Consider the following 19,722-nt stretch of genomic DNA (forward strand, 5'->3'; position numbering starts at 1 on the left):
GTGTTTATTTTGCGGTTTGTGCGGCCGGACGGGAGGTGTATCCCTTCCCGGCGGACCATTCATAGACGTTGCCGAACCGGTCGGTCACCTCCACGCGTACCTCGGCGTCGGGCGACGAGGGAACGGCGTAGAAGAGGTGTTCGGTCTGTGCGGCGCCGATGTATTTGTATTTGAAGCGGTCGCCGTAGCGTGCGACGTAGTCGCAGATCGACTCGTCGTAACCCGTGTAGCGGGTCATCTCGCCGCGGCAGCGGCCGTCCTCGTACCAGCGTACCTTCCACGCCGGGTCGTAGTTCCATACGTTCACCGTCACGGCGTCGGGCTTGTGGCGGTCGGCGCCCGCGGCGTAGGCCGTGAACTGGCGTCCCCGGTCGTGATCGACCGCCTTCCAGTACCACGACGCGATCCGTCCGCCGTCGGCTTCGTAAACGGCGTATCCGGCCGGAATGCCGTCCATGCTCAGCGGCGTCTGCCAGAAGAGCGTGCTCAGCGGGGCGTGGACATGCTCGAAGACGTGCGGCACGGGAGTGTAGTTCTCGTTGTAGTGCTCGTGCGCCGAGAGGATGTGCGCCCGGTAGGGTTCGAGCAGCTTGTAGAGCGCCCGGCGGTTGTTGAGCACCTTGTTCGTCTGCTCCTTGCCCCATTCGCCCCGCCGTGCGGCGCACGACCAGGTGGGGATGTGGAGGCATACGACGACGGTCGAGCCGGCCGGCACGGAGGCGAGGTCCTGTTCGAGCCAGCGGAGCTGCCGCTCCTCGAGGTAACCGGCATAGAGGTAGCTGCGGGCCAGGAAGAAGACGTCGTCGAGCACTACATAATGGATCTTCCCGCGGTCGAAGGCGTAGTAGGTGGGGCCGAAACGCTCCTTGAACGAGCGTTTGGAGTAGTCGTTCGTGCGCACGTCGGTATCCATGTCGTGATTGCCGAAGACGTAGAAGAACGGCACGCCGCTTTCGGCCAGCGCATCGCGCACCGGCCCGAAGAGCGTCGGGCGGCGCGTGATGTCGCCGATGATGTCGCCGCAGGCCACGCCGAAGGTCTCCACCCCGTCCGATGCCGTGCGGCGGATGTCCGCAGAGGCGCGGCGCACGCTGTCGAGCTCCTCTTCGAAATAGACCTGCGGATCGGCCACGAGGACGAGGCGGTGGCGCATCATGTCGCGTCCGGCTCTCCGCAGCGCGAAGTCGTACCGCCGCTCCTGTCCGGTGATGCGCCGGTAAAATGCGGCCGCGCCCGCTTCGGCGGGGATTTCGTACCCGTCGGGGAGGGTCAGATAGACGAACTCCGCGTCGGAGGCCGATGCGAGGCGGTAGCGTCCTTTGGCGTCGGTCCGGACGATGGTCCGGCCGTCGGTCACGGCCACGCCTTCCACGCCCCGGCCGTCGGCCGTCACGCGGCCGCGCAGCTCGGCGGGCTGCGGCTCCGTCGGCCGCTGCGCCGTCCGCTCCGCCCCGGCGAGGGCGAAGCAGGCGGCGAGCGCCGGGATAAGGGTCAGAAAAATCCTGCGTTTCATGGCGTCATTTTACGGGGGTCAGAATGGCTGCCCAGCCGCCTCCGGAGGCCAGCCGGACGTTCAGTTTGTCCTCCCGGGTCACTTCGCGCTCCCCGGTGCGGAAATCCTGCGCATAGCTGTCGGCGTTCACGCCGTCGGCGAAGTACTGCATGCGGTAGCGGCCTTCGCCCAGGAACGAGAGGTCGATCTCCATGTCGCGGCCCGTCCAGTCGGTGATGGCGCCGATGTACCACCGGTCGCCGTTGCGGCGTGCCACGGCGGCGTATTCGCCGGCCGAGGCGTGCAGCGCCGCGGTCTGGTCCCAGACGGTGGGCACGGCGGCGATGAAGCCCGTGAACTCGGGCGTGCGGAGGTAGTGCGACGGCGAGTCGCAGAGCATCTGGAGCGGGCTTTCGTAGATGACGTACAGCGCCGCCTGGTGCGCGCGCGTTCCCTGGCTCATCGGATGGCTCCAGCTGACCGAGAAGTCGGCGGCCGTGGCGTTCACCGTGGCGCCGGGCGTGTAGTCCATCGGTCCGGCCACCATGCGCGTGAAGGGCAGCACGCAGTCGTGCGCCGGGGTGATGTCCTTCGAGCACTTGTCGTTCTCCATGCCATAGACGCCTTCGAACGACAGCACGTTGGGGTATTTGCGTTGCAGTCCGGCGGGCTTGAACGAGCCGTGGAAATCGACCAGCAGGCCGCGGTCGTAGGCCGCGCGGGCGATCTGTTCGTAGAAATTGACCATCTCCTGGTCGGAGCGCTGCATGAAGTCGATCTTGATGCCCTTCACGCCCCAGTCGCGGTAGGTGTCGAGAATGCCCGTGAGGTCCTTCTTCATCGGGTTCCAGAGCGTCCAGAGGATCACGCCCACGCCCTTTTCGTTGCCGTAGCGGACGATCTCCTTCAGATCGACCTCCCTGCGCGGCTCGCGGATGTTGAGCGTGCTCACCGACCACCCCTCGTCGAGCAGGATGTACTCCAGTCCGTAGCGGGCGGCGAAGTCGATGAAGTACTTGTAGGTGGCCGTGTTCACGCCGGCCTCGAAATCCACGCCATAGACGTTCAGTCCGTTCCACCAGTCCCACGAGATCTTGCCGGGGCGCACCCACGAGGCGTCGCCCTCGACGGCCTTCGAGGCCAGTTGGTAGGGGAGGTAGTTCTCCAGCAGCGCGCGGTCGTCCTCATCGACGGTCACCACGCGCCACGGATAGGTGCGCGTGCCTTCCGTCACGGCGATGTAGTCGGCCTTGCGGAGGAACTCCTCGTTGCGGTCCGAACCCTCCTTCAGGCGGCTTTCGAGCACCACGGGCGGAAATTCGGCGCGGAGCCTGCGGCCCTCGCCGCCGAAGAGGAACATGCAGGGGTAGTCCTCCAGGTCGGTCTCGGTGACGACCATGCGCGTGCCGCCCGGCGTGGCGAAATAGACGGGCAGGTAGGCGTAGACCGAGCGCTCCAGCTCCGAGAGCCGCTTGCGCTCGAAGAACGCCTCGCAGTGGGAGATGAAGTCCGGGTTCCGCTCGCGGGTCCAGTAGGTGTCGTTGTCGGAGGCGAAGTTGAACTCGGCGGTCTCGTCCTCGACGACTGTCTCGCCCCGGCGTGCGGTCTCGAAGCGGTAGGCCGCGCCGTTGTCATAGACGCGCAGCCGCACGGCCCAGTCGCCGCGGAAGGCGATCAACAGTTCGTTGCAGCGGTCGTGCAGCTCGCGGAACTTCGTCGGGACCTCGGCCGTCGAACGCGTGTCGATGGCTTCGGTGCGGACGCTCCGCACCGCGGGGGCGACGCCCAGCGGCGCCTCGCCGGCCAGCGTGAGGCCGATGCGGCTCGGTTCGAGGAGCCGATCGCCTGCGCGGGAGAGGCTCCACCGCAGCTCGGGCTGCGTCGATACCTTCACCTCGATCTTTCCGTCGGGGGAGGTGACGGTGTATTCCCGGGCGGAGGTCGTTGTCGCGGCCGTCAGCGCGGCGGCGATCAGAAAGAGTCTTTTCATGGTTCGCATAGTTGTCTGTGAGTTCATTGCTGTGCGGCGGCGTCCTCCGCCTCGGCGCGGTCGATGCCCCGCTTGATGGCCGCCCACATGTCGTTGTTGATGACGTGCACGATGTCGAAGACCATCAGTCCCGCCGTGCGTTTGAGGCAGTAGTAGCAGGCCTCCTCGACGTCGAAATTCTTCTGCGAGCACTCGATCGTGCCGTAGTAGGTGCAGGCGTTGAGGAGCATCCGCTCGGCGCGGTTGATGCCGAACTCGATCGACTCGCCGTCCTCGGGGCCGTAAACGCGCGGCAGGTAGGTTCCCAGCAGGAACGTGTCGAGCTGGTCGGCGAAACCCGTTCGGTTGTAGTTGTTCGAGCACCATGCGCGGAAATTCGGGGCTTCGATGTCCTGGAGCGGCATGAACGAGGTGCTGGCCCAGTTCTGGCCGTTGGCGTAGAGCGCGCCCCACCACGAGGCGGCCCAGTATTCGAGCTTCACGTCGGGTTTGAGGGCCTTGATCTCCTGCCGCACGGCGGCCACGAAGTCGCGGATGACCATCGAGCGGAACTCCCACCACTGCTTGTAGTAGGGGCCTGCGACGATGCCGCCGTTCGCGTCGTAGGTGTACACGTCGTCGGGCCACGTCGCGACGCTGCCCTTGACGTAGTCCTCGAAGGCCCGTTTCGACGCCTCCGAGAAGTCGCTCTGGTTGTCCGGGAAGCGGCAGTAGTCGAGCGCATAGGCGTCGAAGTCGTATTTGGAGACGATCTCGCGGATGAAGCTCAGGGCGAATTCGCGCACTTCGGGAAGCACGGGGTTGAGGAAGGCGGCCACTTTCGTCGGATCGTCCTTGATGTCCGTCAGTTGGCTGCCGCCGCCCGCCTTGGGCTTGTTTTGCAGGCAGGTCTTGCCGTTCCATTTGCTGTCGCGATAGACGGGCCCCTGCCGCGTCGAGGGCATGCCCATCGGGAAGATCGTCGTGGAGACGGTGACCTTCAGACCGCGCTTGTGCGCCTCGTCGAGGAAGAATTGCAGGTAGTCCCAGCCGCGGGCGGGGACGGTGACCGATCCGATCGTGGTGGCCTGCGTCATGAAGTCGCTCGCGTAGAGCACGTCGCCCTCGACGGGCTTGACATCCACGACGATCTTGTTGAATCCCGCCTCCACGGTCTTGTCGAGCATCGCGGTGATGCCCTCCTTCGTGGAGAAGCGCTGGAAGTTGGCCTCGGCGTCGAACCAGAGCATCTTCTCCTTCCCGCTCGCGGGGCCGTCGCCGGGATCGACCGGCTTGTCGTTTTCGTCGTCGCCGCCCTGGTCGAGCGAGGGCGGGGCCTGATGCTCCTCCGAGCAGGCCGTAAAGGGCATTGCCAGCAGCGCTGCACATAGCAGCGGCAGTATTCGTCTTGTCATTCGTTCGCCTGTTTTTCGTTCGGTCGTGTCATTTTCCTTCGTTCGCGATCTCCGCCTCGGCGCGGTCGATGCCCCGCTTGATGGAGTCCCAGAGGTCGTGTTCGATCACCTGCACGATGTCGAAGACCATCACGCCCTTCGTCTTCTTGAGACAAAGATACACCGCATCGTCGAATTGGTCAAGGTGATTCTGCGCGTAGAGCGATCCGTAAACCGTGCAGTCGCCCGCCACGTCGCGCAGCGAGCGGTTGAGCCCGTACTCGATCGACTCGTTGTCGTCGGCTCCCCAGACGCGTTCGAGGTAGGTTCCCGTGATGAAGACGTCGAGCAGGTCGGCGAAGCCGGCCTCCTTGTACCCGGGCGTGGCCCACGTGTCGAGGTATTCGTCCGAGAATGTCGAGCGGGGGCTGCCCCAGTTCTGTCCGTTGGCGTAGATGGCGTGGAGCCACGAACCGGCCCAGTATTCGAGCCGCACGTCGGGCTGCAGTTCGTCCACCGCGGCACGGACGCGGGTGATGAAGTCGCGGACCACCTTCGCGCGGTACTCCCACCACGGCTTGTAGTATTTTCCGGGAATGCGGTTGCTCTCCTCGTCGTAGGTGAATATGTCCTCGGGGAAACGCTCGACTGCGTGGCCGAGGAAGCGTTCGAACTCCCTGCGGGAGAACTCCGAGAAGTCGGCCGTGGCGCCGGGGTAGCGGCAGTAGTCGAGCGCATAGCCGTCGAAGCGGTACTTGGAGAGAATCTCGCGGATGAAGCGCAGCGCCCACTCCTGGTTCTCGGGCATGGCGGGGTTGAGGAACGCCACGTTGATCGCCTTGTCGTCGCGGATGTCGAGCAGCGTGCCGTCGGGCATGTATTCGATGCAGGTGCGGCCGTCGAATGCCGCGTCGCGGAAGACCGGGCCCTGCCGCGTGGCCGTGAGCCCTGCGGGGAAGATCGTGGTGGAGACGGTGACTTCGAGATCGCGCCGAGCCGCCTCGTCGAGGAAGAATTGCAGGTAGTCCCATGTCCGGTCGGTCTTCGTGCCGCGGAAGTCCGTCAGCTCGGTCATAAAGTCGCTCTTGTAGAGTACGTCGCCCTCGACGGGTTTGACGTCCACGACGATGCGGTTGAAGCCCGTCTCGACGGCCCGGTCGAGCCAGTAGCGGATCGAATCCTGCGAGGCGAAGCGCGCGAAGTTGGCCTCGGCGTCGAACCAGAGGTATTTGGCCAGCCCGCTCTTCGGCGCGCGGGGCGGATTTCCGGCCCCTCCGCAGCAGGCCGTGCAGAGGGCCGTGCCTGCCAGCGCCGCTGCGATCCATGTACGAATTTTCATAAACCTGAACTAATTTTCGTGTGTGATGACTGTGATTTCAAAAGAACCGCATCTTCCCGGCCCGGGAACGGCCCCGGGCCGGAAAAACGCGGATGTTCGGTGTCCGTAACCGCCGCCCGGGCGGGCGCGGTCCGGCGGGGCGGCTATTCGTAAACGACGGTCAGCTTCCAGCTCTTCACGAACTGGCCCGCTTCGAGCGCGAAGACATAGCCTGCGCCTTCGGACTCGTTATATACGTAGGTGATCTGCGGGATCGGCTCCGAACCGTTGTGCGATATGGGAGTGGCGGTATCATTGGGGTTGAGCAGGAATTCGCCGTTGGCGTCCACAATGGATACGTAGGTCATAGGCCATCCGGTCGAAATGTAGGCGCCGTAAGCCGTGCCGTTGAATGTGAATGCGCGTACGGAACCCAGCGTCAGGTTGCCCCAGCCTTCCAGGCCATCTTCTACTGCACCCGGAATAGGGGTCATGTTGAAATTGTTGGGAGCGGACCAGTTGCTGAACGTATAGGCCCTGCCGAGACCCACTGTTTTATTCGGATCATCCGGGTCGGGTCTTCTTTCGGGGTCGAAGACGAACCAGGTTCCCAGCGGGTCGCCCGAGCAGGCCGAGATCGTCTGCGACCAGTTGCCGTCGTTCGAGGGTACGTTGGTTTCCACGCCGTAGAACGGAGTCTCCGGATGCGACGCGCCGTCGAGGTGGGCCCAGGCGAAATGCGCGCCTTTGGGGCCCGTGCCGTTCATCGCGGAAACGATACCCGCGCCTTCCAGCAGGTTGCCGCTGGCCGAGATCTGTTTGCCGATAAAGCTCGTCTCCGATTTGATGTACTCCGACGGAGCCTTGTCCCAGCCGTCCTTCCAGCAGATGATCGTCGTCGGCACGGCGCTCGCACCGTCGGCATTGACGGCTGCGATCAGGTGTCCGGCCTCGTCGTTGGCCATGCCGGTCATCTTCTGATCTTCGTATCCCGTCATGTTCAGGTCGCCTGCGGGCGCGAAGGTCTTGTAGTCGAAGACCTTTTTCCCGACGACGAGCTTGTCGCCGCTCACGCCGACGAACTTGTAGTCCGCGGCGGTTCCGATACCCATTTCCGTCGCGGTCTTGGAGGTTGCCGCTTCGACCTTCGTATAGCCTTCCAGTACCTTCTCCACGGGTTTGGTCGTGTAGGTGCGTGTGGTCTTGCCGTCCTTGGCCGTCACGGTGAACGACAGAGGCTGCGTGTAGTCCGCCGTCTGCGAGGGATCGGGCGACACGGTCGCGCCCTCCGAAAGCGTCAGCGTGGCCGTTGCGGACTTCATCATCTCGAATTCGGCGGTCGTGTAGGAGAGGTCCACCGATTTGTCGTAGTCATAGACGTCGCCCGAAAGCGTCGTGCCGTCGCTGAAGTTCAGCGTGAAGGTTTCGATGCGGCACGCCTTGTCGCCGCGTTCCACGTCTTCGCCCTTGGGCGCGGTGTCGTCGTCCGAACAGCCTGCCATCGGCAGCGTAAGACCTGCCAGCGCAACGGCGAAAGCAAATGATTTGAAGGTTTTCATATTCGTCTCAAAGTTTTTTCGTTAGTGATGGGTTTTGTTTTAGCGGCGCGTGTAGAAGGCCCATAAGGTGTAGGTGCGCGTCCCCTTGTCCCCGGCCGTGAGGGTGATCGTGAAGGGGTTGTCGCGGTCCGAAAGGTCCTTCAGCCCCGTCAGCGAGGGGGTGATGAAGGTGTCGTATTCCACCTCGGCGCGTACCATGAGGCTGGTGATGTCGTACTTCTCGCGCTCCTTCTTGGGAATCGGGAAGTAAACTTCGCCCGTGGTCTCGTCGATGACGCCCGCGATTCCGGCGCCGCCTCCGGCCGGCTGGACCTCGATGGAGAGGAGCCGGCTGTCGGTGTGGAGAAATTCGTCCTCGGGCTCGGCGCACGATCCCGCGGCGAAGGCGGTGAGGGCGGCCGTTGCCAGGACGGCAAAATATCTGCGGAGTTTCATAGTCGTTGCTGTTTTGTTATGGTTCGGTTGTCGTTATACCCATCCTTGGTTGTTGTCGCAGAGCGGGTTTTTCGAACGCTCCGACTCGGGAATGGCGAAATGGTAGTAACGGTCGTAGAAGATGCGCTTGTTGCCGTTGTCGGCGTCCACGTGCTCGTAGTTGAATCCGCTGTCCGTCTTGGTGATCTTCACGCCGTGCACGTTCTTGCCGTTGATGACCTCCTCGGCCAGCCTCCAGCGGCGCAGATCCCAGTAGCGGAAGCCCTCGCCGGCCAGCTCGACCATGCGCTCGTGGCGGACGAATTCCATGAACTCCTCCTTGCTGGCGGTCTGGCGCGAAGGCAGACCGACGCGTCCGCGGACGTCGTTGAGCGCCTGCAACGCCTCGACGCTGTTCTGGTCCCAGCTCAGTTCGGCCAGCGCTTCGGCCTTGTTCAGGAGCACTTCGGCATAGCGGATCAGGATGCACGTCTGGGCCGAATAAGCGGTGATCCAGCTCTTGTCTCCGTCCTTGAGGTATTTGCGCAGGTAGTAGCCCGTCACGGTCGTGTTGGCCGATTTGGAGTTCTCGTACTCCTTGAATCCGTCGGCGCCGCCCACGTAGCTTTCGATCGTGCGGCCCATCCACGAGGCGCCGTTGTAGAGAATCGTGGCGTAGAAGCGCGGTTCGCGGCCCGTGTAGGGATCGCTGCCGTGGGTTTCCCAACTGAAGGGCGTGCCGTCGGCCATTTCGTAGCTGTCCGCCAGTTCGCTCGTGGGGAAGAACACCGAATAGAGCGCCGACGTTCCCAGCGCCTTGGCATCGCCGCTGGGACGTACGTACGCGTCGTAGCGGTGCGTGATGACATCTTGTTCGAAGTCCACTCCGAAGAGGATCTCCTTATTGCTCTTCAGGTCGCCGTTGAAGACGTTGGCATAGCCCGTCAGGTCGAGCGCTCCGCCGCACTTCTCCACGTCGCGCGCGGCCTGGGCGGCCACGTCCCAGCGCTCCGCGAAGAGGGCGACGCGGCTCAGCAGTCCGTAGGCGGCCTGCTGCGTGGCGCGGCCGTAGTTGGCGTCGTCCCAGTTGTCTCCGTTCTCCGTTTTGTTCCCCTGCGGAAGCTGCGGAGCGAGGTCCTTCAGCTCCTCGATGATGAAATCCCAGCAGTCGGCTTCGGTCGAGCGGGCCTTGTCGTTCTGCTCGGGGCCATCGACCTCCGTGCGGAGAATCACCCCGCCATAGACGCGGCAGAGCAGGTAGTAGGCGTAGGCGCGGCAGAAACGCACCTCGGCGATGCGGGTGTCCATCCATTTCTCGCCGAACTTCTCCCGGTATTTCGGGGCGTCGCGCAGGAACTCGTTTTCGCGGCGGATACGTTCGTAGTGGGTGCTCCAGCACTCGAACGCCCCGGCGCTGGTGCTGTTGAACGCCGATTCCTGGAACAGCGAGCGGTTGTAGCTGTGGTTGTACTGGTCCCACGAACCGCTCTTCAGTATGTCCGAATAGGCATCCGTCAGGTTGGGCGATCCCGTGCCGTAGAATTCGCAACTGGAGCTGAAGATCGAATAGAGTCCGAGCACATAGCTGTCCACGGTCGTCGTCGAGGACCAGACCGTGGCCGGAGAGAAGCGGTCGCCCGGGTTCAGGTCGATGACGTCGGAGCAGGACGTGCCGCATAAGGCGGCGGCCAGACCCATTGTCAATATCGTTTTTTTCATGGTATTCGTAGCTTTTGCGGTTTAGAAGGAAAGATTGACGCCGATGCTGTAGGTGCGCTGCTGCGGATAGTAGCCGTTGTTCACCGAAGGCATCTCGGGGTCCACGTATTTGAAGGCGCTGAACGTAAGCAGGTTCGTGCCGGCGATATAGATGTTCACGCGCTCGATGCCCGTCTTGTTGAGCAGGTGCTGCGGCAGCGTGTAGCCGATCTGCAGGTTCTTCAGACGCAGGTAGGCGCCGTTCTTCACCCACCACGACGAGGGCCATGCGTTGTTGCCGTTGGCCACCGTGCTCAGACGCGGGTATTCGGCGTCGCGGTTGTCTTCGCGCCAGGCGCCTTCCACCAGATAGTAGGGGGCGTTGCCGCTGGAGTAGAACGGACGGGTGTACATCGTGTTGTCGAACGTTCCGCTGTTATAGGCCGCGCTCAACTGGTAGGAGCAGAGCGCCGCGCCCTGCCAGAGGGCCGTCAGGTAGAGGTTCTTGTAGGCTACCTCCATGTTCAGCGAGAAGTTCATCTCCGGGGTGTAGCTGCGTCCGATCTTCACGAAGTCCTTCGACGAGTCGATTTTGCCGTCGCCGTTGATGTCGGCGTACATCAGGTCGCCCAGCCGTTTTTCGCCCGAGGGGGCCGTCGGCGCATTGGCGATCTGCTCCTCGGTCTGGAAGAGCCCCGTCGCCTTGAAGCCGTAGACCGAGCCGATCGGCTGACCGAGGATGGCGCGGTACATCGGGTGGTCGTCCGAAATATGCTTGGCGAGCACCTTGTTGCGGGCCCACGAGAGGCTTCCGGTCAGCGAGTAGCGCCAGCCGCTGGAGAAGTGGTTGTTGTGCTTGAGCACCAGCTCGAAACCGCGGTTGTCCATTTTACCCGAGTTCATGTACGAGGGGACGTTGCCGCCCAGCGACGGAGCGTACGATCCGGCCACCTGTTCGAGGATGTGGTCCGTCAGCTTGTAGAACCAGTCGAACTCCACGCCCAGCTTGCCTTCCCATACCGACAGGTCGAAGCCGACGTTGAAACTGTGCGTGCGCGACCAGGTGAGGTTGTCATAGACGTAGTTGCTCGTGTAGTAGGCCGTATGCCCCGTGCCGCCCACGATATAGCTGAAGCTGGGGGCCGTCGTCGAGTAGCTCTGCATGTAGAGCCATGCCGACGTGTCGTCCGCACCCAGTTCGCCGTACGATGCGCGGAGTTTGAGGAAGTCCACCTTGGGCAGCGCCTTTTTGAAGAAATTCTCTTCGGACACGACCCATCCGAGGGCGACCGAGGGGAAGAAGCCCCAGCGGTTATGCGGCGCGAACTTGTACGAACCGTCGGCTCGGAAGGTGAACTCGGCGAGGTATTTCCGGTCGTAGGCATAGCTGATGCGGCCCGCGAAGCTGGCGATGCCCGTATCGCTGAAGGAGCCGCTGACCGGAACGTCGATGCCTTCCCAGGTCGAACCGAGCGAGAGATCGACCGGATAGTCGGCGTAGTAGCCGTTCTTGCGGCCGGTCATCGTATCCGAGTAACCTTTCTTCTGCTCGTAGAGGAACAGGGCGCTGACGTTGTGCTTGCCGCCGAACTCGCGCTCGTAGGTGATCGTCGGACGGACCGTGAAACTGTCGCCCCACGACGCGGATTTGCTGAACGAACTCAGCAGGTTGATTCCCGATGCCGTCACTTGGGTCGATTCGAACGTGGAGGACGAGAAGGACATGAGGTTGAACGACCGGTTGAAGTTGCGGTTCGTCGAATTGGAGTAGTCGTAGGCGACGAATACGCCGGCCTTCAGGCCCTGGAGCGCCTCGATGCTGCCGAAGTCGTACTCCAGTTTGGCGTTGCCCTCGAACTGCCAGCGGGTGTCGCGGATATAACCGCTCTGCTCCACGGCGGCCACCGGCTGCTGGGTGTAGGAACCGTTCATGTAGCCCTGCGGCAGTCCCTTGTAGGTGGGGGCGATGATCGGCAGGGCGTAGAAGGCCTGCATGATCGGGTTGAAGTCGTACTGGTTGGTGATCGGGTATCCCGGCGCATTCTTGTTCTCGCGGAATCCGCTCACGTTCATCGAGAAGCTGAGGTTGCGGGCGATCTTTGCGTCGATGTTCGACCGGATGTTGAACCGTTTGTAGGAGGTGTTCGGCACGATACCGTCCTGATTCATCAGTCCGACGCTCGTGTAGTGCTTGATCCGGTCGTTGCCGCCCGTCGCGGAGATGTTGTGCTGGTGGGTGAAGCCGTAGTTCTTGAAGAGCAGGTCCACCCAGTCCGTTTCGCCGTAGGTTCCGTCGGCCTTCATCTTGGCGATCACCTCGTCGGTCCACACGGGAGCGAGCCCGTCCATTTCGCGGGCTTTGTTGTGCCAGCCGATGTAGTCTTGGGCGTTGAGGAATTCGGGAAGCGCGGTGTTCGTGGAGAAGGTCACCGAACCGTCGTAGGAGATCTGCGTGGCGCCTTCCGAACCGCTTTTGGTCGTGATGAGAATGACGCCGTTGGCGCCGCGGACGCCGTAGATCGCCGATGTGGCGGCGTCCTTGAGAATCGAGATGGAGGCGATGTCGTTCGGATTGACCGTGTTGATCATGCGTTCCACGCCGTCCACCAGGCAGAGCGGGCTCGAATCGTTGAACGTGGAGGAGCCGCGGACCAGGATCGAGGCCTGGTCGCTGCCGGGCTGGCCCGAACGCTGGATACTCGTGACACCGGGCAGTTTGCCGGTCATCATGTTCGACACGTTGGTCATCGGGGCCTTGAGCAGCTCCTTGTTCGATACCGACGAGACCGAACCCACGAGGAACTGTTTCTTCTGCGTGCCGTAACCGACTACCACCACCTCGTCCATTTCCGTGGCGTCTTCGCTCAGGCTGGCGTTTACGGTCGTCCGGTTGTTTACGGGGATTTCTACGGTCTTGTAACCGATGAAACTGAATACGAGGATATCGTTGCCGGATTTCACTTCGAGCGTGTAGGCGCCCTGCGAATCCGTCGTAGTTCCCCGGGTGTTGTCACCCTTGACTACGACCGTAGCTCCCGCAATTCCCCCCCCCTCGGCGCCGGTTACCCGGCCGGATACGGAAAGTTGCTGAGCCACAGTGATTCCGGTCCCCATGAGCAGCACCGCGAACAATGCCGCCGCACGCCGTGTCGCACGACGCAGGCCGGAAAATCTCAGTTGTAAATCATTTCTCATAAGTCAATAGATAGGTTTGAATTTGCTTGTCCGGGAGCCGTGCTCCCCTTTCGTCTTTACCTTCGTTCCGTTTTTTCTGTCTTTTCTGTCTGCCGATGATTTTTTAGTTAGTTGTTGTGTGTCGATTGGTATGAGTCCGTTCCGTGATTCCGTTCCGGGGACGGAACGCCTCCGGCCGTTTCCGCAGCGCCGGCCGGAGGCAGGGGCGTCTCCGTGCGTGCGGCGGTTCCGGCCGGTCGGGGCCGGTGAAAATCCTTACGGTTCATGCGCGGTGTCTTTATAAAAAATAGGCGTTCCGGTCGGGACAGAGGTATTTTTCGGCCCTCGCTCCGGGTAAATCGGAAACAAAAATAGCAACAAATATTATTTCTGCAAATAATTATTGTAATAAATTTTATTCTGAAAGCGCTTCGTGGTAAAATTATACGGTTCGGAACTGCCCGGACCGGCGGAATCTTTCCGGATTCCGCCTCCGTATTTGCCGGAAAAAGTCTTTCCGGGTGTCCGGTCCGGTTCGTTTCGCCGTCGTTTTCGCCGGATTCTTTTGGCTGTTTGCATTTTAATTGGTAACTTTACCATGGAAAACGCAAATTAAACAAAACGGAAATATGACCAGTTCGTTTCTGAAGCAGGCTACGGAAGGCAACAAAAACGCAATTCTCAAACAACAGATTATCCGGCAGTACATTTTCAGCGGCGATTCGAGCATTACGGATCTGAGCCGGGCCGTCAATCTGAGCGTGCCGACCGTGACGAAACTCATCGGCGAGTTGATCGAGGAGGGCTTCGTCCACAATTTCGGCGAGCAGGGCACGGCCGGAGGCCGGAGACCCAACATCTACGGCCTGAATCCCTATGCGGGTTATTTCGTCGGCGTGGAGATACGGACCGACTCGGTGGTGCTCGCGGTCGTCAATTTCAAGGGGCAGCTGCTCGCCGATACGACCGTCGATTTCCTGATGGACAACGACCCCCATTCGCTCGACCGGCTCTGCGACATCATCCGCGGCTTCATCGACGGGCACAAGATTCCCCACGACAAGGTGCTGGCCGTCGGCGTGAATATTTCGGGCCGCGTCAATTCGCAGACGGGGTACAGTTACAGTTACTTCTTCGTCGAGGAGCAGCCGCTGACAGTGCTGCTCGGCGAGCGGCTGGGCTGCACGGTCTATATCGAGAACGACACGCGCGCGGCCACCTACGGCGAATATATGTACGGCGATGCGCACAGCGAGAAGACGATGCTCTATATCAACGCCTCGTGGGGCCTGGGGCTGGGCATGATTCTCGACGGCAAGGTCTTTTACGGCAAGTCGGGCTTCTCGGGCGAGTTCGGCCATTTCCCGCTGCTCGACAACGAGATCATCTGCCGCTGCGGCAAGCGCGGCTGCCTCGAGACGGGAGCTTCGGGTTCGGCGCTGCACCGCCTTTTCCTAGAGAAGCTGCGTTCGGGCAGCGTGTCGATGCTCTCCGAGAAGTTCAACAAGGGCGAGGAGATCACCCTGAAGGATATTCTCGACGCCGTGCTGAAGGAGGACGTGCTGGCCATCGAGATTCTCGAATCGGTCGGGCATACGCTGGGCAAGGCCATCGCCGGACTTATCAACATGTTCAATCCCGAGATGATCGTCATCGGCGGCCTGCTCTCCGTGGCCGGGGAGTCGCTGATGCTGCCCGTGCGCACGGCGGTCAATAAGTATTCGCTGATGCTCGTCTATAAGGATACGCAGATCAAGCTTTCGACGCTGGGCGAGCGCGCCGGGGTTATCGGTGCGTGCCTGCTGGCCCGTAGCAAGGCCCTCGGATTCTACTGATCCGAATCTTCTGCGATACGGACGCCCCCGCTTTCATGCAAAGCGGGGGCGTTTCCGTCATGCGGGGCGCCGAATGCGTGCCGATACCTATATTATAATCGTCGTCCGCGCCCTGCCGGACTTTCTCCGCTCTTGGTCTCATCCGATTTCCGTCCGGCCCGGGTTCCGTTCTTCCGGAGCCCGTTTCTCCGGCCCGGCCCGGTTCCGTGTCCGGAGAGAGCGGTATGCGGCGGTGTCCTGCCGCCGCGCTGCCGTCGGGGCGGGATTCGGCGGTCGGTTTCCGCGGAGCGAACTCAAGTAAATTTATTTACAATATCGGAAAGATTCGAAAAATTATTTTATTATATTTAACCCGTCTAATTCGAATACCGATAATGAAACGAAAACACATGCTTTGCCGCCTGTTGCTGGCGGCTGTTTTGACGGGTGGCGTCTTCGTGTCGTGCGAAGGCGGCGACCACCAGACTCCGCCGCCCCTGTCCGGGAACGGCGGGACGGGCGGGAACGAGCCGGACGGAGGCGACGAACCCTCCGGATCGGACGGTTATCCCGCAGGACTGACGGTCGAGGCTTTTGCGGACGATCTTTCCGGCGGCGGACAGTGTCTCGGCTTTTATGCCGTGGCCGATCTGAAAGCCAATCCCAAACTGCGCTTTTGTCCGCAGTTCTCCGCGGCCAAGAGACCGACGGAGTACTTCGCCGATTTCGCCGCGTCGGGCAAGGGCGTGCCCTGTGTCGTGGTGAACGGCGGCTTCTTCGGCGGCACGACCTCCGTGAGCCTGCTGGTCGCCGACGGGGAGCTCCGGTCGCTCGCCGCGCAGGAGGACCTCTACCGGAAAACGGAGCCTCCCACGGTTTACTATCCCGTGCGGGCTGCCTTCGGGCAGTCGGCCGACGGCTCTTTCGAGGCGGTGTGGGCCTATTGCGTGCGGGACGAGGGCGGACAGCCCTATGCCTTTCCTTCGCCGCTGGGCAACGACGAGCGCACCGGGACGTTCATGTCCGCGCCGCCCAGCTCGCTCACCGAAGGCGGCCGCCGCTGGGAGGTGCGGCAGGCTGTCGGTGCGGGCCCGATGCTGGTCCGCGACGGGAAGAATGTCGCCGAGGAGAGCTATTGGCGCGAGGTGCTGGACCACGGCGGTGTCTCGGGCCTTTCGCGCCAGCCGCGCACGGCGATCGGCGCGACGGCGGACGGCAAACTGGTCGTGTTGGTGTGCGACGGCCGCAACAAGCGGGGCAGCAAGGGATTCACGCTGCCCGAACTGGCCGACAAACTGATTTCGCTGGGCTGTACGGAGGCGGTCAATCTCGACGGCGGCGGCTCCTCGACCTTCGTCGGAAGGGAGGGAAAGGTGCTCAACATGCCGAGCGACACCGAGGGGACCGATCCTGCGGGAGCGGCGATCGTCGAGCGGCGGATTCCCACGGCGGTCGTGATCGCCGCGGAGGAGTAGCCCTGCGCCCGGGAGACGCTGTGCGGCCGGCGGGATTCTCCGCCGGCCGTTTTGTGTCCCCGATGGTGCATTTTGTTCTGCAAAATTGTCAAAATCAGATAAATTATCGCCCGAAAACGAGGTTATCCGGGAATCTTTTATATATTTGTGTGCGAAATTTGAGAAACGATAATCAAAACTAAATAACGCTATGGAAAACAAACTTCAGGAACTGACCCGGAAACTCTACGACGAGGGGCTGGAGAAGGGGCGCGCCGAGGCGGACAAGCTGGTGGCCGACGCCCGCAGGGAAGCCGAAAAGATCGTCTCCGACGCCCGGAGCGAGGCCGCGGAGATCGTCAGTCGCGCCCGGGCCGAGGCCGAGGATGCGGGAAAGAACATCCTGACGGAGGTCGCGCTGGCGGGCCGGCAGGCCGTTGCGAAGATCAAGTCGGAGATCGCTTCGCTGATCGTCGCCGAAGCTACGTCCGAAGGGGTGAAACGCACGGCTCTCGATCCGGAGTTCATCCGCGGGATGCTGCTCTCGATGGCGAAGAACTGGACGGGCGACGCGTCGGGCAGGGTGGAGCTGACGGCCCTGCTGCCCGAGGCGGAGCGTGCGCAGCTCGACAAGGCGTTCGACGCCTGCGCGAAGGAGCTGCTCTCGGCAGGCGTCGAAGTGGGCTGGTCGAAGCAGGTGAAGACGGGCTTCAAGGTGGGTCCGAAGGAGGGCGGCTACTACATTTCGTTCTCCGACGCCGACCTCGAGGCGCTCCTTTCGGAGTACCTGCGCGAGAAGGTTTCCCGCATGTTGTTCAAGGCATAGCAGGGTCATGTTCGGAAGCGATTATTACTGCCTGGTGGCCGGACTGCGGGAGTATGCGCTCGACGCCGATACGAAGGGCTTCGACGCCCGCGCGATCGTCGCCGAGATTCTCGACGGAGTGTCGGCGCGCGATGCGAAGCAGGTGCGTCTGCTCTACGGCTACTACGACTGCGAGAACCTCGCCGCCCTGCGTGCGGGACGCGCGGCGCACAACCCCCTGGGGCTGCTGACGCGCGAGGAGCTGGCGGCGGAGCTGAAATCTCCGAAGCGCCTGCCCGAAGCCGTCGCCCGCGTCGTGCGCGCCTACGCCGATCCCGAAGGCGAGGACGCCGAACAGGTGGATACGGCGCAGCGTTTCGAACGGGCGCTCTTCGGGGCCTATTACGCCGCCTGCGAACGTGCCGGGGGCGACTTCCTGCGCGCCTGGTCGGAGTTCGACCGGACGCTGCGCAACATCGCCGCAGCCGTCTCGGCACGGGCCGCTGGCCGCAATGTCGGGGAGGCGGTCGTGGGCGGAGGCGACGTGGCCGAACAGTTGCAGCGTAGCTCCGCGTCGGATTTCGGGCTGCGGGGCGAGCTTCCCTATATCGACGCCGTGATCGCCGCCGTGAACGAGGAGGCGAACCTCGTCGAGAAGGAGCGCAAGATCGACCGTATCCGCTGGCGGGAGGCCGAGGAGCTGGCCGCGTTCGACTATTTCGACATCGACGCCATCCTCTCCTACCTGGTGCGGGTGAATCTGGTGGCCCGCTGGTCGCGGCTCGACCCGGCGCACGGACGCGAAATGTTCGCGCGGCTCGTCGAGGCGCTCGACGGGCGGAAACTGATTGAAAATAAACAATGAAAGATACGATGAAAACAACGGGAAGCGTAAACGGTATCATTTCCAACATCGTGATCGTCAAGGCCGACGGCGCCGTGGCGCAGAACGAGATCTGCTACGTTCACACGGGAGATACCAGAATGATGGCCGAGGTCATCAAGGTCATAGGCGATGCGGCCTATGTGCAGGTTTTCGACAGCACCCGCGGCCTGAAGATCGGCGACCGCGTCGAGTTCGAGGGCCACATGCTCGAGGCGACGCTCGCCCCGGGCCTGCTGTCGCGCAATTACGACGGTTTGCAGAACGACTTGGAGAAGATGGACGGACTGTTCATCGCCCGCGGCTCGGTCACCGACCCCATCGACTTCGGGGCCGAATGGGAGTTCACGCCGCTGGCCGCCGCCGGCGACCGGGTCACGGCCGCGTCGTGGCTGGGCGAGGTCAAGGAGCAGTGGGTCATGCACAAGATCATGGTCCCCTTCGCGATGACCGACACCTACACGGTGAAGAGCGTCGTCCCGGCCGGCAAGTACCGGGTGACCGACACCGTGGCCGTCGTGACCGATGCCGAGGGGTGCGACCACGACATCACGATGGTGCAGCGGTGGCCCGTCAAGCAGGCCGTGCGCTGTTACCGCGAAAAGCCGCGTCCGTCGCGCGTCATGGAGACGGGCGTGCGCGCCATCGACACTTTCAACCCGATGGCCGAGGGCGGCACGGGCTTCATTCCCGGACCGTTCGGCGCGGGCAAGACGGTGCTCCAGCACGCCATTTCGAAACAGGCCGACGCCGACATCATCATCATGGTGGCCTGCGGCGAGCGCGCCAACGAGGTGGTCGAGATCTTCAAGGAGTTCCCCGAGCTGGTCGATCCCCGCACGGGGCACAAGCTCATGGAGCGCACGATCATCATCTGCAATACGTCGAACATGCCCGTCGCCGCGCGCGAGGCGTCGGTCTATACGGGCATGACCATCGGAGAGTACTACCGGGCGATGGGCCTCAAGGTGCTCGTCATGGCCGACTCCACGTCGCGCTGGGCGCAGGCGCTGCGCGAAATGTCGAACCGCCTGGAGGAGCTGCCCGGTCAGGACGCCTTCCCGATGGACCTTTCGGCGATCATTTCGAACTTCTACTCGCGCGCCGGACTGGTGACGCTCAACAACGGCCGGACCGGTTCGGTGACCTTCCTCGGAACGGTGTCGCCCGCGGGCGGCAACCTCAAGGAGCCGGTGACCGAATCGACCAAGAAAGCCGCGCGCTGTTTCTACGCCCTCTCGCAGGGACGCGCCGACTCGAAGCGCTACCCGGCCATCGATCCGCTGGAGTCCTACTCGAAATACCTCGAATACCCCGAGATCCGCGCCTACCTCGACGAGCATATCGAGAAGGAGTGGGTCGATCGGGTCTATGCGGGCAAGACCATCGTGCAGCGCGGCAAGGAGGCCAACGACCAGATCAACATTCTGGGCGACGACGGCGTGCCGGTCGAGTACCACGAGCGGTTCTGGAAGTCGGAGCTGATCGACTTCGTGATCCTGCAGCAGGACGCCTTCGACGACATCGACGCCAACTGTCCGATCGAACGCCAGAAGATGATGTACGAAATGGTGCTGGACGTCTGCCGGAAATCGTTCGGCTTCGCCGATTTCGAGGAGTGCTCGCAGTTCTTCAAGGGGTTGATCAACCTCTTCCGACAGATGAACTATTCGGAGTGGAAGTCCGAGAAATTCGAGGATTACCGCAAGCAGATCGAAGCGTATGTGGACGCAAAAACGAAATAAGCC

13 protein-coding genes are annotated in these 19,722 nt (G+C 62.4%); 5 read left to right on the forward strand and 8 right to left on the reverse strand.

What is annotated here, in order from left to right:
• Nucleotides 1-4 precede the first annotated feature (4 nt).
• The 8 genes from KB554_RS06030 to KB554_RS06065 all read right to left on the reverse strand — a co-directional run bounded on the left by KB554_RS06030 (nucleotide 5) and on the right by KB554_RS06065 (nucleotide 13,039).
• Complete coding sequence (locus KB554_RS06030; protein ID WP_211035209.1) at nucleotides 5-1,513, reverse strand: calcineurin-like phosphoesterase family protein; 1,509 nt, start codon at nucleotides 1,511-1,513, stop codon at nucleotides 5-7.
• Nucleotides 1,514-1,517: 4 nt separating this feature from the next.
• On the reverse strand, nucleotides 1,518-3,482 hold the full coding sequence (locus KB554_RS06035) for a glycoside hydrolase family 97 protein (protein WP_211035210.1): 1,965 nt from the start codon (nucleotides 3,480-3,482) through the stop codon (nucleotides 1,518-1,520).
• A 23-nt stretch (nucleotides 3,483-3,505) separates the two neighbouring features.
• Nucleotides 3,506-4,876 (reverse strand): family 10 glycosylhydrolase, encoded by a 1,371-nt coding sequence (locus KB554_RS06040; protein WP_179954823.1) that lies wholly within the window; start codon nucleotides 4,874-4,876, stop codon nucleotides 3,506-3,508.
• 28 nt (nucleotides 4,877-4,904) lie between these two features.
• Entirely contained in the window at nucleotides 4,905-6,194 is a 1,290-nt protein-coding gene (locus KB554_RS06045; RefSeq protein ID WP_211035211.1) for an alpha amylase family protein, read from the reverse strand.
• A 143-nt stretch (nucleotides 6,195-6,337) separates the two neighbouring features.
• Nucleotides 6,338-7,732: a DUF5018 domain-containing protein gene (locus KB554_RS06050; RefSeq protein WP_211035212.1), complete on the reverse strand. Its 1,395-nt coding sequence runs from the start codon at nucleotides 7,730-7,732 to the stop codon at nucleotides 6,338-6,340.
• A 39-nt stretch (nucleotides 7,733-7,771) separates the two neighbouring features.
• Nucleotides 7,772-8,167: a hypothetical protein gene (locus tag KB554_RS06055; RefSeq protein ID WP_141427926.1), complete on the reverse strand. Its 396-nt coding sequence runs from the start codon at nucleotides 8,165-8,167 to the stop codon at nucleotides 7,772-7,774.
• A gap of 33 nt (nucleotides 8,168-8,200) precedes the next feature.
• On the reverse strand, nucleotides 8,201-9,865 hold the full coding sequence (locus KB554_RS06060) for a RagB/SusD family nutrient uptake outer membrane protein (RefSeq protein ID WP_211035213.1): 1,665 nt from the start codon (nucleotides 9,863-9,865) through the stop codon (nucleotides 8,201-8,203).
• Nucleotides 9,866-9,886: 21 nt separating this feature from the next.
• Nucleotides 9,887-13,039, reverse strand: coding sequence for a TonB-dependent receptor (locus tag KB554_RS06065; protein ID WP_232522926.1), 3,153 nt, complete (start codon nucleotides 13,037-13,039; stop codon nucleotides 9,887-9,889).
• A gap of 608 nt (nucleotides 13,040-13,647) precedes the next feature.
• Between KB554_RS06065 and KB554_RS06070 the strand changes: the two genes are divergently transcribed.
• From KB554_RS06070 to KB554_RS06090, 5 genes are all read left to right on the forward strand, one after another.
• Entirely contained in the window at nucleotides 13,648-14,853 is a 1,206-nt protein-coding gene (locus tag KB554_RS06070; RefSeq protein ID WP_141427924.1) for an ROK family transcriptional regulator, read from the forward strand.
• A gap of 374 nt (nucleotides 14,854-15,227) precedes the next feature.
• Nucleotides 15,228-16,307, forward strand: a complete 1,080-nt coding sequence (locus tag KB554_RS06075; RefSeq protein ID WP_141427923.1) for a phosphodiester glycosidase family protein — start codon at nucleotides 15,228-15,230, stop codon at nucleotides 16,305-16,307.
• 190 nt (nucleotides 16,308-16,497) lie between these two features.
• Nucleotides 16,498-17,112 (forward strand): hypothetical protein, encoded by a 615-nt coding sequence (locus tag KB554_RS06080; RefSeq protein WP_141427922.1) that lies wholly within the window; start codon nucleotides 16,498-16,500, stop codon nucleotides 17,110-17,112.
• 7 nt (nucleotides 17,113-17,119) lie between these two features.
• Nucleotides 17,120-17,956, forward strand: a complete 837-nt coding sequence (locus KB554_RS06085) for a DUF2764 family protein (protein WP_141427921.1) — start codon at nucleotides 17,120-17,122, stop codon at nucleotides 17,954-17,956.
• Between the two features lie 8 nt (nucleotides 17,957-17,964).
• The gene (locus KB554_RS06090) at nucleotides 17,965-19,719 is read left to right on the forward strand and encodes a V-type ATP synthase subunit A (RefSeq protein WP_211035214.1); all 1,755 of its coding nucleotides are present in this window, start codon (nucleotides 17,965-17,967) and stop codon (nucleotides 19,717-19,719) included.
• Nucleotides 19,720-19,722 lie beyond the last annotated feature (3 nt).

This window comes from Alistipes sp. Marseille-P2263, assembly GCF_018101075.1.
Classification (GTDB): Bacteria; Bacteroidota; Bacteroidia; order Bacteroidales; family Rikenellaceae; genus Alistipes; species Alistipes dispar.

Bases quoted from the DNA above. Each gene is read 5' to 3' on its own strand.
- KB554_RS06050 (WP_211035212.1), bottom strand. From the start codon at position 7,732: ATGAAAACCTTCAAATCATTTGCTTTCGCCGTTGCGCTGGCAGGTCTT.
- KB554_RS06060 (WP_211035213.1), bottom strand. From the start codon at position 9,865: ATGAAAAAAACGATATTGACAATGGGTCTGGCCGCCGCCTTATGCGGC.
- KB554_RS06045 (WP_211035211.1), bottom strand. From the start codon at position 6,194: ATGAAAATTCGTACATGGATCGCAGCGGCGCTGGCAGGCACGGCCCTC.
- KB554_RS06065 (WP_232522926.1), bottom strand. From the start codon at position 13,039: ATGAGAAATGATTTACAACTGAGATTTTCCGGCCTGCGTCGTGCGACA.
- KB554_RS06085 (WP_141427921.1), top strand. From the start codon at position 17,120: ATGTTCGGAAGCGATTATTACTGCCTGGTGGCCGGACTGCGGGAGTAT.
- KB554_RS06030 (WP_211035209.1), bottom strand. From the start codon at position 1,513: ATGAAACGCAGGATTTTTCTGACCCTTATCCCGGCGCTCGCCGCCTGC.
- KB554_RS06080 (WP_141427922.1), top strand. From the start codon at position 16,498: ATGGAAAACAAACTTCAGGAACTGACCCGGAAACTCTACGACGAGGGG.
- KB554_RS06090 (WP_211035214.1), top strand. From the start codon at position 17,965: ATGAAAACAACGGGAAGCGTAAACGGTATCATTTCCAACATCGTGATC.
- KB554_RS06040 (WP_179954823.1), bottom strand. From the start codon at position 4,876: ATGACAAGACGAATACTGCCGCTGCTATGTGCAGCGCTGCTGGCAATG.
- KB554_RS06055 (WP_141427926.1), bottom strand. From the start codon at position 8,167: ATGAAACTCCGCAGATATTTTGCCGTCCTGGCAACGGCCGCCCTCACC.
- KB554_RS06075 (WP_141427923.1), top strand. From the start codon at position 15,228: ATGAAACGAAAACACATGCTTTGCCGCCTGTTGCTGGCGGCTGTTTTG.
- KB554_RS06035 (WP_211035210.1), bottom strand. From the start codon at position 3,482: ATGAAAAGACTCTTTCTGATCGCCGCCGCGCTGACGGCCGCGACAACG.
- KB554_RS06070 (WP_141427924.1), top strand. From the start codon at position 13,648: ATGACCAGTTCGTTTCTGAAGCAGGCTACGGAAGGCAACAAAAACGCA.